Source organism: Rhodopseudomonas sp. BAL398 (assembly GCF_033001325.1).
In the GTDB taxonomy this organism is placed as follows: Bacteria; Pseudomonadota; Alphaproteobacteria; order Rhizobiales; family Xanthobacteraceae; genus JARJEH01.
The window spans coordinates 2,193,601-2,208,161 of the sequence record NZ_CP133111.1 but is presented as its reverse complement, the minus strand read 5'-3'; the positions used below and the strand labels follow the sequence as shown (position 1 = coordinate 2,208,161).

The 14,561-nt window shown below is 65.6% G+C and carries 11 protein-coding genes; 3 read left to right on the top strand and 8 right to left on the bottom strand.

Translation table 11 applies throughout. The features are described from left to right. The 3 genes from leuD (at nucleotide 1) to RBJ75_RS10535 (ending at nucleotide 4,539) form a co-directional block, all read left to right on the top strand. Nucleotides 1-636 carry a 3-isopropylmalate dehydratase small subunit gene (gene leuD, locus RBJ75_RS10545; protein ID WP_044414645.1) on the top strand — a complete coding sequence of 212 codons (636 nt, stop codon included), beginning with the start codon at nucleotides 1-3 and terminating at the stop codon, nucleotides 634-636. 331 nt (nucleotides 637-967) lie between these two features. Next, entirely contained in the window at nucleotides 968-3,226 is a 2,259-nt protein-coding gene (locus tag RBJ75_RS10540) for a TonB-dependent siderophore receptor (protein WP_411194501.1), read from the top strand. Nucleotides 3,227-3,252: 26 nt separating this feature from the next. Then, nucleotides 3,253-4,539, top strand: coding sequence for a PepSY-associated TM helix domain-containing protein (locus tag RBJ75_RS10535; RefSeq protein ID WP_080900848.1), 1,287 nt, complete (start codon nucleotides 3,253-3,255; stop codon nucleotides 4,537-4,539). Here the strand turns inward: RBJ75_RS10535 and RBJ75_RS10530 are convergent. From RBJ75_RS10530 to frc, 8 genes are all read right to left on the bottom strand, one after another. Continuing rightward, the gene (locus RBJ75_RS10530; RefSeq protein ID WP_044405521.1) at nucleotides 4,452-4,751 is read right to left on the bottom strand and encodes a hypothetical protein; all 300 of its coding nucleotides are present in this window, start codon (nucleotides 4,749-4,751) and stop codon (nucleotides 4,452-4,454) included. The genes RBJ75_RS10535 and RBJ75_RS10530 overlap by 88 nt on opposite strands. A gap of 103 nt (nucleotides 4,752-4,854) precedes the next feature. After that, a complete protein-coding gene (locus RBJ75_RS10525) occupies nucleotides 4,855-7,176 on the bottom strand; it encodes a PAS domain-containing sensor histidine kinase (RefSeq protein WP_044405519.1) in 2,322 nt (773 codons plus the stop codon). A gap of 214 nt (nucleotides 7,177-7,390) precedes the next feature. Then, nucleotides 7,391-8,773 (bottom strand): cation-efflux pump, encoded by a 1,383-nt coding sequence (locus RBJ75_RS10520; RefSeq protein WP_044405525.1) that lies wholly within the window; start codon nucleotides 8,771-8,773, stop codon nucleotides 7,391-7,393. A 122-nt stretch (nucleotides 8,774-8,895) separates the two neighbouring features. Further along, entirely contained in the window at nucleotides 8,896-9,864 is a 969-nt protein-coding gene (locus RBJ75_RS10515) for a zinc-binding alcohol dehydrogenase family protein (RefSeq protein ID WP_044405523.1), read from the bottom strand. A 32-nt stretch (nucleotides 9,865-9,896) separates the two neighbouring features. Beyond that, nucleotides 9,897-10,892, bottom strand: a complete 996-nt coding sequence (locus RBJ75_RS10510) for an NAD(P)H-dependent flavin oxidoreductase (RefSeq protein WP_044405517.1) — start codon at nucleotides 10,890-10,892, stop codon at nucleotides 9,897-9,899. A 229-nt stretch (nucleotides 10,893-11,121) separates the two neighbouring features. Continuing rightward, nucleotides 11,122-11,895, bottom strand: coding sequence for a fumarylacetoacetate hydrolase family protein (locus RBJ75_RS10505; protein WP_044405515.1), 774 nt, complete (start codon nucleotides 11,893-11,895; stop codon nucleotides 11,122-11,124). 207 nt (nucleotides 11,896-12,102) lie between these two features. Continuing rightward, nucleotides 12,103-13,077, bottom strand: coding sequence for a 2-dehydropantoate 2-reductase (locus RBJ75_RS10500; RefSeq protein ID WP_044406596.1), 975 nt, complete (start codon nucleotides 13,075-13,077; stop codon nucleotides 12,103-12,105). Nucleotides 13,078-13,131: 54 nt separating this feature from the next. Beyond that, entirely contained in the window at nucleotides 13,132-14,409 is a 1,278-nt protein-coding gene (gene frc / locus RBJ75_RS10495) for a formyl-CoA transferase (protein ID WP_044406599.1), read from the bottom strand. Between the last annotated feature and the right edge of the window lie 152 nt (nucleotides 14,410-14,561).

The window sequence follows — 14,561 nt, the reverse complement described above, 5'->3', positions numbered from 1 at the left end:
GTGCAACCGTTCACGCGCATTCAGGGAATCGCGGCGCCGCTGCTGCGCGACGACGTCGACACCGATTCCATCATCCGGGTCGAGCGGCTGTTCAATGCGGTGCCGCGCGCCGATCTCGGCCTTTATTGTCTGGAGAGCCTGCGGCGATTGCCGGACGGCTCGGCCGACCCATCGTTCTTCCAGAACGACCCGCGCTACGACGGCGCCACGATCCTGCTCGCCGGGCGGAATTTCGGCTGTGGGAGCGCGCGCGAGGGCGCGGTGTGGGCGATCGCCGGGATGGGCATCCGCTGCGTGATCGCCCCGACCATCGCCGATCTGTTCGCGGCGAACTGCTTTCAGAACGGCATCCTGGCGCTGACCTTGCCGGCCGAGGTGGTTGCCGGGCTCGCCGCCGCCGTCGCGTTCGATCCGCCGAACCGGCAGCTCGTGGTCGATCTCGCGCGCAATGAGCTCGGCCTCGCCGGCGGCCCACAGCTCGGCTTTGCGGTGTCGCGCCGGCGCCGCGAGGCGCTGCTCGACGGTCTCGACGAGATCGACCTCACCTTGCGGCAGCAGGCCAGGATCGCGGAATTCGGCGATAGCGACCGGGTGCGGCGGCCGTGGATCTATAGCGTCGAGCCCGACGCTCCCTGAAGCGGTTGGCGGCGCGGCTGCCGCGCCAGTGCAGAACAGGTCAAAGCCGACTATTCGTATAAGAAATTCAATCGCTCGAAGATGCAAAGCGACGAAGATGCAAAGCGAGAATGAGATCCTTGGCCCCCTGCACCCGAATTAAAAGCGGCATGTTTTCCCGAGCGGGTGTGACGAAATTGGCAGACGCAACGGACTGGCGTTTCGGCGAGCCGGGCTGTTTAGAGGGATTCAATCCCGTCGCCGCTGTTTTCAACCTTAACGGTATTCCTTTCCATCAGCCTGCCCTGTTAGACGCGACCACCTGATCTCTCCAGCGTGGAAGCGAAGCGACGTGACAATCAAAACAGATCGCCGGCCGGTGCGTCTTCGCTCTTTCTGCGTCGGGCGCCAGCCGCATGTTGCGCTGGGAACGGCATTGCTGCTCGGCGGTGTCGCCATCGGTCCGAGCATCGCGCGCGCGCAGACGACGACCCTGCCAACCATGACGGTGACCGCGCCGTCGCAACAGCGCGCGTCCGCGCCCAGCGCGGCCGAACGCGAGGCCGCTGCGACCGCAGCGGCGCAAGCGGCGGCGACCGAAGCGCGGCTGGGCTATCGTCCAGCGCCCAGTTCGACCACCTTGCGCAGCGGCGCGTCGCCGCTCGACACCGCGCAAGTCGTCAACGTCGTCCCGGCCCAGGTGTTGAGCGATCAGCAGCCGCGTAATCTCGACGACGCGCTGGTCAATATCAGCGGCATCACCCAGACCAACACCCTTGCCGGCACCCAGGACGCGGTGATGCGGCGCGGCTTCGGCGACAACCGCGACGGCTCGATCATGCGCAACGGCATGCCGCTGGTCCAGGGCCGCAGCCTCGATGCGACGGTCGAAAGCGTCGAAGTGCTGAAAGGGCCGGCCTCGCTGCTCTACGGCGTGATGGATCCCGGCGGCATCGTCAACACCATCAGCAAGCGCCCGCAGCTCGTGCAGAAGGGCACCGTGACGCTCGGCGGCTCGACCTTCGGCGCCGCCAAGAACGGCATCAACGGCACCGTCGACATCACCGGACCGATCGCCGATGGCGGGCTCGCCTATCGGCTGATCGTCGATGGTCTCGATGAAACCTATTGGCGCAATTTCGGCCGCCGCCACGAGACCCTGGTCGCGCCGTCGCTGGCCTGGTATGGCGAAAGCACCACGGTTCAGCTCAATTACGAACATCGCGACTTTTCCAATCCGTTCGACCGCGGCACCGCAATCGATTCCCGCACCGGCAAGCCGCTGGCGCTGCCGGCGACGCGGCGTCTCGATGAGCCGTTCAACGCGATGTGGGGAACGTCCGACCTGATCCAGGCCTCGGTCGATCACAAGATCAACGAAAACTGGAAGGCCCATGCGGCCTACAGCTTCAACACCGAAAGTTTCAGCGCCAATCAGCTGCGCGTCACCGGCATCAATCCGGTCACCGGCGTCGAGACCCGTAGGAACGACGGCACCGACGGCTCGCTCAGCAGCGTCAGCTACGGCACCGCGGATCTGCAGGGCAGTTTCTGGCTCGGCGGTCTGCGCAACGACGTGCTGCTCGGCGGCGACGCCCAATATCGCTCGATCTACCGCAAGGACATGATCCGGCAGGCGACGCCCGCGTTCAACATCTACAACCCGGTCTATGGCCTGGTGCAGCCCGGCACCACCGTCTCTGCCGCCGACAGCGACCAGACCGACAAGCTCCGCACCCAGGCGCTGTTCTTCCAGGACACGCTGCATCTGACCAACCGGCTCGCGGTGGTCGGCGGCGTGCGCTACATGCAGTTCGATCAATTGGCCGGAAAGGGGCGGCCTTTCGTCGCCAATACCGATCTCACCGGCGACAAGCTGTTGCCGCTCGGCGGCGTCATCTACAAACTCACCGACGAGGTCTCGCTGTATGGCAGCTACACCCAGTCGCTGAAGCCGAATTCGACCATCGCCGCCAATGGCGCGGTGTTCGATTCCGCGACCAAGCCCGAAGAGGGCGTGTCCTGGGAGACCGGCGTCAAATTCGATATCGCCAAGCGATTGTCCGGCACGCTGGCGTTCTACACCATCGACAAGAAGAACGTGCTGCTGTCGCAATACAATACGGCGACCAGCACCAACGAGGCCCGCACCGCCGCCGCGGCGCGCTCGCGCGGCGTTGAATTCGACGTCACCGGGCGGCTCACCGACAACATCAGCATGATCGGCAACTATGCCTACACCGACGCGCTGCTGACCGCCGATACGCAATATGCCGGCAACCGGCTGCAGAACGTCGCGATGAACAGCGCGGCGCTGTATCTGACCTATGATTTCCGCGACGCCCTGCCGGGGCGTTTGCGGATCGGCGCCGGCGCCCGCTATGTCGGTGAGCGGCCCGGCGATGCCGCCAACAGCTTCGTGCTGCCGTCCTATACGGTCGCCGATGCCTTCGCCAGCTATGACACCAGGATCGACAATCACGACGTCACCTATCAGCTCAACATCAAGAATATTTTCGATACCGTGTACTACCCGTCGAGCGTCTCCAATCTCGCGGTTGCGATGGGTGATGCAAGGCGGGTGTCGGTGTCGGCGACGATGGCGTTCTAGGTGAGCAATCAGGACGCGCCGACGTCATGAGCCGGACCCCGATCAAGGCTTCGTTGCGCCAGGTGCATTCGATCATCGGCCTTGCCATCGGGCTGCTGCTGACGCTGATCGGCATCACCGGCGCCACGATGAGCTTTGAGGACGAGATCGGCGCCTGGTTGAACGCCGCGATCATGCGGGTCGAGCCGCGCCCGGCGCCGTTGCTGACGCCGGATGCGCTGGTGGCGCGGCTGCGGGCGGCGCGGGATGTCGGCAAGCTGTCGGCCGTGACGCTGTCGCGTGATCGATCGGCCGCGGCGTGGATTCGCTTTGCCCGCGACGAGAGCGGCGTACGGCCGGATTCGCTCTATCTCGATCCCTATGACGGGCGCATTCTCGGCACGCCGCGCGGCGAGCGATTTTTCGCCACCGTGCGCAAGCTGCACCGCTGGCTGCTGCTGCCCGGCGACGGCAAGGGGATCGGCCGGCAGATCACCGGCGTGGTGGCGATCGGGCTGATCGTGATGCTGATCTCCGGCCTGGTGCTGCGATGGCCGCGGCGCGCCGGCAGCGTCAAGGCCTGGCTGAAGCCGAACCTGGCGATGCGCGGCCGCGGCCTGCATTGGTCGCTGCATTCCGTCGCCGGCACCTGGGTCATGCTGATCTATCTGACCATGGCGCTCACCGGGCTGTGGTATTCGTTCGATTGGTACAGGGCCGGGGCGGTCTGGCTGTTGTCGGACTCCTCGAAGGCGGCAGCGTCGCCGAAAGCGATGTCGCCCCGCGTGGCCGGTGCGACCGCACCAGGTTTCGACCGCGCCTGGGCGACGTTCCTGCAGGCTCAGGGGCAACGCTACGCCATGGCGCAGCTGACCCTGCCGCCGGGGCGCGGCACGGTGCTGCGGATCCGGTCGTGGCGGCGCGGCTCCGAGGATAGCGGCGAGCGCGACGAATTCCGCATCGACGGCGTCAGCGGCCGCGTGGTCTCGGCGCAGATCTACGCCGACAAGCCACTTGGCGAGCGCGTGCTGGCGCGCGTGCTCGACATCCACCGGGGGGCGATCCTGGGCTGGCCGGGCAGGCTGCTGTTCATGATCGCGGCGGCGCTGATGCCGCTGTTCATGGTCACCGGCTTGCTGCTGTATCTGTCGCGGCGAAAGCTTCGACCACAGCGCGGCGCGTCCGGGGGGCGCCCCGCCGCCGATTGCGTGGCGCCATCCACGGCCTCGCGGCAGCAGCCCGGGCGCTATCTCCCGGCGGCATCCGCCGCGTCGGGCGCGCGCGCGCCCGCGATCCGCGACGGGTCCGGAACAGTCTCGCAATCCATCGAATAGACCAGCTTGCCGGAGGCGGTGCGGCCGAGCGGCTGGCACGGCGGAAAGGCGCGGGCGTCGGGGCCGGCGATCGCCGGCGGGGCGACCGACGCGTCGACACGGCCGCTATCCGGCTTGGTCAGGTAGAGATAGACGACGCCCGCCACGCCGGCCGCGATGGCGATCCGGAACAGCCAGACCGAAGTGAGGTGAAAATACGCGCTCCAGTTCAACGCCGAACCCTCCGCGGACGGTAGCGGCGCTCATACACGGCGGGGGCCGGGATCGACAATACGGATTTCGGCTATGTCGCGGCGGCGACCGGACGGCGGCCTGTCAGGCCGCGGCGGGCACCCGGGACGGCTTGCGCTGGCCGTCGCGCGGCAGGTTGACCATCACCACGGTGCCGGCGCCGAGCGTCGAGCGCAGCCGCATCGAGCCGCCATGCAAATTCGTCAGGGATTTGGCGATCGCCAGGCCGAGGCCGGAGCCGTGATAGGTCTTGGTCAGCTGGCTTTCGACCTGCTCGAACGGCTGCCCAAGCCGGCGTAGCGAGGGCTGCGGGATGCCGATGCCGGTGTCGGCGATGATCAGCGCGATCGAATTGTCCCGCACCCGGCTGCGCACGGTGACGCTGCCGCCGTCGGGCGTGAACTTGACCGCGTTGGACAACAGGTTGATCAGGATCTGCTTGATCGCGCGCCGATCGGCGATGATCGGAATGGATTCGCCGATGTCGGCGCGCAGCACCAGGTTCTTGTCCTCGGCGCGCCCGGCGACCACCCGCAGCGATTCCGCCAGCGTCTTGCCGAGGTCCAGCGTTTCCAATTCCAGCTTCATCCGCCCGGCCTCGATCTTCGACATGTCCAGAATGTCGTTGATCACTTCCAGCAGATAGTGACCGCTGGTCAGGATGTCGTGGCAGTATTCCTGGTATTTCTGCGAGCCGAGCGTGCCGAACATGCCGCTGCCCATGATTTCCGAAAAGCCGATGATGGCGTTGAGGGGGGTGCGCAGCTCATGGCTCATATTGGCGAGGAATTTGGATTTGGTCTGGTTGGCTTCCTCGGCGCGGTTTTTCTCTTCGGAATATTTCTGCGCCAGATCGGCGAGTTCGATGGCTTGGCGTTCGAGGGTCGTCTGCGAGCGCTTCAGGTCGATCACGGTGGCGCGCAGGCGCAAATCGTTGTCGATCAATTTCTGCTCATGCGCCTTGATGCGGCTGATGTCGGTGCCGACCGCGACGTAACCGCCATCCTTGGTGCGGCGTTCGCTGATGTGGAGCCAGCTGCCGTCGTCGAGTTGCGCCTCGAAGGTGCGCGCGCCCGGCTCGGTGTTGCCGCCGCCGCACAGCCGCGAGCGGATTTCGGGCATCCGGCCGACCTCGATCACGGTCTCGTAGGAGGTGCCCGGCGACACCGCGGAATCCGGCAATTTGTGCAGCCGCTGGAAGTGCGAATTGCACAGCACCATGCGGTTGTCGGCATCCCACAGCACGAAGGCCTCGGGGATGGTCTCGATCGCGTCGCGCAGCCGCAGATCGGCTTCGACGGTGCGCTCCGCCAGGCTCTTTTGTTCGGTGATGTCGACCGCGATGCCGATCAGATGCGGACCGCCGGCGGATTCCTGGCTGAGTTCGCAGCGCACCCGCAGCCAGATCCAGTGGCCGTTGATGTGCCGCATCCGGAAGGCGTGGTCGATGTGGTCGAGCTTGCTGGAGATCAGTTGATCGGCGATCGCGAACAGGTCGATGTCGTCGGATTTCACCAAGGCGTTGACTTCGCCGAAAGTGAGAAGGTCGTTGCGGCTTTCCAGCCCCAGCATGGTGAACATCGATTGCGACCAGAAGATCCGGCCGCGCGACAGGTCCCAGTCCCACAATCCGCAGCGGCCGCGATTGAGCGCGGTGTCGATCCGGCTGCGCACCGCGTCGTTGATCAGATCGCCCTCGCGCGCCCGCGTCGACTGCCAGTGGAACGCAAAGCCGAGGATCAGCACGACGAAGCCGGTGGTGAACGACAGCGTGACCTGCAGCGCGATGTCGGACTGCCAGATCGAGGCGGTGTCCTCCTGGATGATGGCGATCTGGCCGGGCAAGGATTTCACGGTGCGCAGCGTCGCCAGCGCGGTGGCGCCGCTGGGCAGGATGATCTCGGCGATGCCGCTCTGCGGCCCGGCCGCCGTCAGCGGCTGCGCTGCGCTGGCGACCTCGAGGAACTTGCCGGAATCGCCGGCGGCGTCGTCGCCGGGAATGCGCGCCAGGATGCGCTGGTCGGCGCTGATGACGATGACGTGCCGACCGGCGGCGATGCCCCAGGCCGGCAGCAGGCCGGGCAGCAGCCCTTGCAGGCGTTCGACCGATGCCGGGCGATCCAGCCTGATGACGCCGACATGGTTGAGGCGCTCGGCGAGCAGATCGGCCAGCGCCGACAGGTCGCGGTTGGTCGCGGTGCGCTTCTGCCGGCTCTGGTCGACGATCTGGACGACCGCGCCGATGCAGATGGTGATGAGGAAGGCGATGATCAGGGTGGGGACGGCACGGCGCAGCACGGGCTCTGCGATGAGCAGCCGATGGTAGGCCGGTTTAGCTATCGACTGCGCCAATCCCTTGATCGAATCGGATTGAGCGCAGGCGCTCGCCACTTGTGCGCGCGCCATGCCTGGCCCCCAAAAATGTCTGACTGCACCTTGTTCGAACGACACCCCCGCCGTTCGAATCAAACCGATTTGAATCCAGTTTGGCCGGCCTGTCGAGAGTCAACGAATCGGCAATTCAAATAAACTTTTCCCACCGGAAAATCCCCGTGGAACCCCGAGTACCAAGTCGCAAAAGTGAGTCCGAAACGAGAACGTCGGGGCCGCGCGCGCGATCTCAGTCGGCGTTCGGCGGTTCGGCGTGGCTGATCACGCGCTTCACGCTCGGATAAGCGCGGCGCAGCCGGCGCTCGATCGCATCGACTTGGTCGTGAACGGCGATGACGCTGAGCGAGGGCGGGGCGTAGCAATGAAAGTTGACGACCTCGCCGGCGTCAGTGTCGCGCACCCGGACGCTGTGAATGTTGTAGATCACGCCGTCGGCCGCCAGCCCCACCAACGCCTTGCGGATTTCCTCGACGCGGGCCGCGGCGGCGTCGGATCCGAGCGGCAGTTCCGGTTCGAGCGGTTCGATATGGCTGTCGACCTCGATGTCGGGGCCGAACTCCTCGCAGATATGCTGCTCGAGCTGGTGCGCGATGTCGTGGGCCTCGAGCAGCGGCATGTCGCCGTCGACCTCGAGATCGATGCTGACGGTGAGTTTGCCGCCGAGATCGTGAACCGTGACGTGATGGATCGCGAGGGCGGAATTGCGCGCGATCACCATGATGCGCTCGCGGACGCTCTCATTGTCGCGGGCCACCGGAATCGCGGTGAAGCTCAGATCGGCGTCGTCGAGCGCCTCGCTGACCGCGGCTTGCGCCCGGCGCTTGATGTCGTCGATGCGGTCGATCGGAAATGTCCGCGGCACTTCGACGTCGGCGTCGATGAAATGCGTCGGGCCGACCATCCGGACCCGCAGCCGCTCGATCCCGACCACGCCGGGCACGGCGCTGATCGCCTGCCGGGCCTTTTCCGAGGCGCCATCGGGGGCACGGTCGAGCAGGGTTTCGACGGTGGAGCGCCCGAGCCGCAGGCCGAGCAGCGAGATCATCAGCGCGACCCCGAGTGCGGCGGCGGCGTCGCCCCAGGCGAAGCCGAACGCCGACAGCGTCAGACCGATGATCACCGCGATCGATCCCAGCACGTCGGAAGCAAAATGCAGCGCGTCGGCGGCCAGCGCCTGGCTCTTGGTCGCCCTCGCGGTCTGGTGCAGGGCCCGCGCCCGCCACAGATTGACCGCGATGTCGATCGCCAGCACCACGAAGGCGAAGGCGGAGAACGACGGCGGCACCACGCCCTCGCGCAGCCGACCAACGGCTTCGACCACGATGCCGCCCGCCAGCACATACAGCATCGCGATCACGCCGAGCGCCGACAGGCTCTCGATCTTGCCATGGCCGTAATGATGCGCGTCGTCGGCCGGTCGGTCCGACACCCGCACCACCAGCCAGGTGATCACGGTGGCCACCAGATCGATCGAGGAGTGCAACGCCTCGGAGATCAGCGCCAGACTGCCGATCGCGATGCCGACCGCGAATTTGATCGCCGCCATGCTGGCGCTGGCCACGATCGAGATGGCGGCGACGCGCATTTTGACATTGGCGAGGGGGATGCTCATCGGCGCGGTGTAGCAGCCCGGTCGGCAACAGAAAAGCCGAATGGACCGGCCGTCGCCGATCAATTGATCGACGGCGTTTGCGAATTATTCCCAATCAAATTTCTGCGCCGGGGATCAGCGCGTCACAGCGTCACCACGATCTTGCCGAGATGCCGATTGGCCTCCATGTGGGCGAACGCCTGGTCGATCTCGGCGAACGGGAACACGCGGTCGATCGGCAGTTTCAGCTTGCGCGCTTGCACCGCCGGCCACAGATCGCCGCGCGCCTGGGTGAAGATTTCGCGGATCTCCTCGACGCTGCGGGTGCGGAAGGTGACCCCGACATAGTTGATGCGCCGCGCGGCGTGCAGGTCGAAGTTGAAATCGCCATGGCTGCCGCCGAGCCGGCCGACATTGACGATGCGGCCCTTGATCTTGGTGGCGGCGAGATTCTGGTTGGCGAGATTGCCGGAGATCTGGTCGATGATGAGGTCGACCCCGGCGCCATTGGTGGCGCTCAGGACCTGCTCGACCCAGCCGGCATCGGAGGAGTCGATGGCCAGATCGGCGCCGAACGCTTTGAGCCGGTCGCGCCGGCCCTGATCGGTGGACGAGCCGATCACCAGTTTGGCGCCTTTCAGCCGGGCGATTTGCAGCGCCATCAGGCCGACGCCGGAACTGGCGCCCTGGACCAGCACCGACTGCCCCGGCTTGAGCGCGCCGATCGCCACCAGCGCATTGTGCATGGTCGTCAGCGCGACGGGCAGGGCGGCGGCATCCTCGAAGCTCATGTCGTCGGGGATGTGGAACAGCCGACCGTAATCCGCCAGCGTGTAGTCGGCGAAGGCCGCCGCGCCCGATCCCATCACCCGATCGCCGACCTTGACCTCCTGGGCGGCGTCGCCGACTTCGACAATCTCGCCGGCCCATTCCATGCCCAGCACGGTGCCGACGCCGCCGGCGGAGCCATGCGCATGGCCCTTGGTCATGCCGAGATCGGCACGGTTGAGCCCGCAGGCGCGGACCCGGACCAGCACCTGCGGCCCCTGCGGGGCCGGCTGCGGCACGTCGGCGATCGCGGCACCATCGGCGCCGTAGACATAGGCCTTCATCTCACTGCCTTCCTTTGCCGCCATGGCGGGGATTATTCGGCGGCCTCGCGCTGCCCGCCCGACATCATGCCCGCGAGCCGCGAGCGAATGATGCTTTCGGCGTCGTGCATGATCCGCGATACCAGTTCGGCGCAGCTCGGGATATCATGAATCAGTCCCTGCACCTGTCCGGCCGACCAGATTCCCTCATCGGTATCGCCATTGGCATAGACCAGCTTGCCGCGGCTGCCGGCGACCAGATCGCGGACCTGCTCGAAGCTCGCGCCCTGCTTTTCCAGCGCCACCACCTGCTGGCTGACGGCGTTCCTGGCGACCCGCGAGGTGTTGCGCATGGTGCGGAAAATCAGATCGGTCTCGCGCTCGTCATTGGCGACGATGCGTTCCTTGACCAGCTGATGGATCGGGCTCTCCTTGGTGCACATGAAGCGCGTGCCCATATTGATGCCCTCGGCGCCGAGCGCCAGAGCGGCGACCAGGCCGCGGCCGTCGGCGAAACCGCCCGAGGCGATCATCGGGATCTTGATCTTGTCGGCCGCGGCCGGAATCAGGATCAGCCCCGGCGTGTCGTCCTCGCCGGGATGGCCGGCGCATTCGAAACCGTCGATCGAGATCGCATCGACGCCCATCCGCTCCGCCGACAATCCATGCCGGACGCTGGTGCATTTGTGCACGACCTTGATGCCGTGCTTCTTGAATTCGGTGACGTGCTCCTGCGGCTTGTTGCCGGCGGTCTCGACGATCTTGATGCCGCTTTCGATGATCGCCTGGCGGTATTCGGCATAAGGCGGCGGCTTGATCGAGGGCAGGATGGTCAGGTTGACGCCGAACGGCTTGTCGGTGAGGTCGCGACAGCGCGCGATCTCCTTGGTGAGATCCTCGGGCGTCGGCTGAGTCAGCGCGGTGATCAGCCCGAGCGCGCCGGCATTGGCGACCGCGGCGACCAGCTCGGCGCGGCCGACCCATTGCATGCCGCCCTGAACGATCGGATGTTCGATGCCGAACAGCTCGGTAAATCGCGTCTTGATCATGGTTGCTCCCCAATATGCGCCCGTTTCGGGCTTTTGAATTGGGCGGCAGGATGCCGCCAGCGCGTGGAAATGTCCACCGCGGGAGCGGGGTGCGGTAATGCTGGTTTCGTTATTCCGGGTTGCGAACATCGATGCCGTGCGGCCCCGGAATCTCGCGACACGGCGTGGCGCAAGATTCCGGGCTCGCGTGGCGTCGGCGCGGCGCGCGCCCCGGAATGACGCTGCGCGCTCAGCCGTGGAATTCGTTGTGCAATTCGCCGATGCTGTCGATCGCGATGGTGACTTTATTGATCGGCTCCTTCATCGCGCCGACGCCGACCGAGGTGCCGCAGCAGATCAGATCGCCGGGCAGCAGCGTCATGTCGTGCGAAATCCTGGCCACGACTTGCTGCGGGCTGAAGATCATGTCGGCGACCGGATAGTTCTGCCGCTCGGCGCCGTTCAGGATGGTGCGCACGCTCAGTTTCGCCGGATCGATGCCGGCGGCGATCGCCGGGCCGAACGGCCCGAAACCGTCGAAACTCTTGGCGCGGGCCCATTGCGGGAAGGTCGGGTCGCGGTTGAGAATCTCGGCGGCGGTGATGTCGTTGACGCAGGTGTAGCCGAAGATGTGGGCGTCGGCCTCCTGTTCGGAAATGCCGCTGCACGGCTTGCCGATCACGATGCCGAGCTCGCCTTCATACACCACCTTGCCGTCGTAGGACGCCGGCCGGTTGACCACGGCGCCGGGCGCGGCGACGCTGGAGGGGGCTTTGAGGAAATATAACGGCTCGGCCGGCTCCGGCGACTTCAGCTTCGCCGCCAGCGCGTGGAAATTATTCCACAAGGCGATGATCTTGGATGGCGCAGCCGGCGCCAGCAATGCGACTTCTGCGAGCGCCAGCGTCTGGCCGGTAGAGGTCGGCGCATCGAACATATCGCCGACATGCACGGCGATGGTCGATTGCGACAGCGTCCCGAAGCCGATGGTGCCGTTATGGCGAAAGCGAACCCAACACGTCATGACGAAACTCCTGTGAAGTACTCTTGTTCAAGCGACGATGTATCGAAGCTTGTCATTCCGGGGCGCGAGGCCGCAGGCCGAGCGAACCCGGAATCCTGCGGCAAGGCAGAGCGCTGAGCGAGATTCCGGGTTCGCTCGCAGCTGACGCGGCTCGCGCCCCGGAATGACGGTTATTGTTGTGATGACGCGCAAACGCCGATCCGTCGATCAATACAGACCTGCCATCTTGGCGCGCTGGATCACCAGGCCGAGCACGGCGTCGATCGCCGGCGTCGGGATCTTGGTCAGCCGCCCCATTTCCTGAACCACGGTGACCAGCGGATCGATCTCCATCGGCCGGCCGCGCTCCAGATCCTGCAGCATCGAGGTCTTGTGGGCGCCGACTTTGCGGGCGCCTTCGATCCGGCGTTCGACATCGACCCGGAACTTGACGCCGAAGGTCTCGGCGATCGCCTGGGTCTCCAGCATCATCGCCTTGGCCAGCGCGCGGGTGGCGGGATCGGAAGCGATCACGTCGAGCGTGGCATGGGTCAGCGCGCTGATCGGGTTGAAGCAGACATTGCCCCATAGCTTGAGCCAGATCTCGTCGCGGATCCGGTCCAGCACCGGCGCCTTCAGCCCAGCAGTTTCGAACAGCTTCGACAGGTTCTGGACGTCGGCGGTGGTCTCGCCCGACGGCTCGCCGAGCGGAAATTTGTCCCCATAGACGTGACGGATCACGCCGGGGGCTTCGATTTCGGTGGCCGGATAGACAATGCAGCCGATCGCGCGCTCGGCGCCGAACTCGCCCCATTGCTGGCCGCCGGGATCGACGCTTTCCAGCACCGAGCCCTCGTATTCACCGCCATGCTTGTAGAAGTACCAATAGGGAATGCCATTGACCGCGGTGACGATCCTTGTATTCGGCCCCAGCAGCGGCTGCATCTGCGCGATCACGCCGGTGATTGAATGGGCCTTCAGGCAAATAATGACGATGTCCTGCTGGCCGAGTTCGGCGGGATGATCGGTGCAGCGCAGCCTCACCACGCGCTGTTCGTCGCCGATCAAAAGCTTCAGGCCGTTGGCCTGCATCGCCGCCAGATGGGCGCCGCGCGCCACCAGGCTGATATCCGCGCCGGCCTGCGCCAGCTGCACGCCGAGATAGCCGCCGATCGCGCCGGCGCCGTAAATACAGACTTTCATCGATCATCCCAGGTTGAGCGTAAGAACACACGAGCGTGGATTGTGCGATCGCAACTATCCGGCGGTCGCCTTGCGCGACGGTTCGAGTGCGCCTGAATCCTGGATCTCCGCGACCTCATGGTCGCTGAAGCCGAGAACCTGGCGCAGGATTTCGTCGGTATGCTCGCCCAGCAGTGGTGAGCGCGTCACCTCGGTCGGACTGTCCGACAGCTTGATCGGATTGCCGACCGACAGATATTTGCCGCGGGTCGGGTGATCGACCTCGACCACGGTGCCGGTGGCGCGCAGCGATTGGTCCTCTGCCAGTTCCTTCATCGACAGGATCGGACCGCAGGGGATGTGGTCCTTGTTGAGGATGTCCATCGCCTCGAACTTGGTCTTGGTCATGGTCCACTCCTCGATTCGGGCGAAGATCGAGTTGAGGTGCTTGAGCCGGCCCGCCGGCTTGACGAATTCCGGATGAGTCTTCCATTCCGGCGCGCCGATCACGTCGCAGATCTTCTCCCACACCGGAGCCTGGGCGATGAAGTAGATATAGGCGTTGGGATCCTGCTCCCAGCCCTTGCACTTCAGGATCCGGCCGGGCTGGCCGCCGCCGGAATCATTGCCCGCGCGCGGCACCGCGTCGCCGAATGGAATGCCTTCGCCGAACTGGCTGTATTCTTTGAGCGGGCCGTGGGCGAGCCGCTGCTGGTCGCGCAGCTTGACGCGGGACAGGTTGAGCACGCCGTCCTGCATCGCGGCGGTGACCTTCTGGCCGCGGCCGGTCACGGTGCGCTGATAGAGCGCGGTGACGATGCCGAGCGCCAGATGCAGCCCGGTGCCGGAATCGCCGATCTGCGCCCCGGTGACCAGCGGCAGGCCGTCGCGAAAGCCGGTGGTCGACGCCGCACCGCCGGTGCATTGCGCGACGTTCTCATAGACCTTGCAGTCTTCATATGGCCCGGGACCGAAGCCCTTGATCGAGGCCACGATCATCTTCGGGTTGATCGCCTGGATCTGCTCCCAGGAGAATCCCATGCGGTCGAGCACGCCGGGGCCGAAATTCTCCACCAGCACGTCGCAGCTCTTGATCAGCGCGGTGAGGACTTCCTTGCCCTTGGGGTTCTTGGTGTCGAGCGTGATCGAGCGCTTGTTGTGGTTCAGCATGGTGAAATACAGGCTGTCGACGTTGGGCACGTCCTGCAGCTGGCCGCGGGTGATGTCGCCGACGCCGGGGCGCTCGACCTTGATCACGTCGGCGCCGAACCAGGCCAGCAATTGCGTGCAGGTCGGTCCCGACTGGACGTGGGTGAAATCGAGAATGCGAACGCCCTCGAGCGCCTTGGTCATGATTTTGCTCCCTGTAACGTTGTCTTCTGATCCCGCGACCGCGGGCTCATTTGTTGCGAAGTTTGCTTTGCGGGTTGCGGTTGCCGATGCCGCCGCTCTTGCTGCCGGCGGTGGGGTCGACCACCGCGTTGATCAATCGGCCGACTGGAATT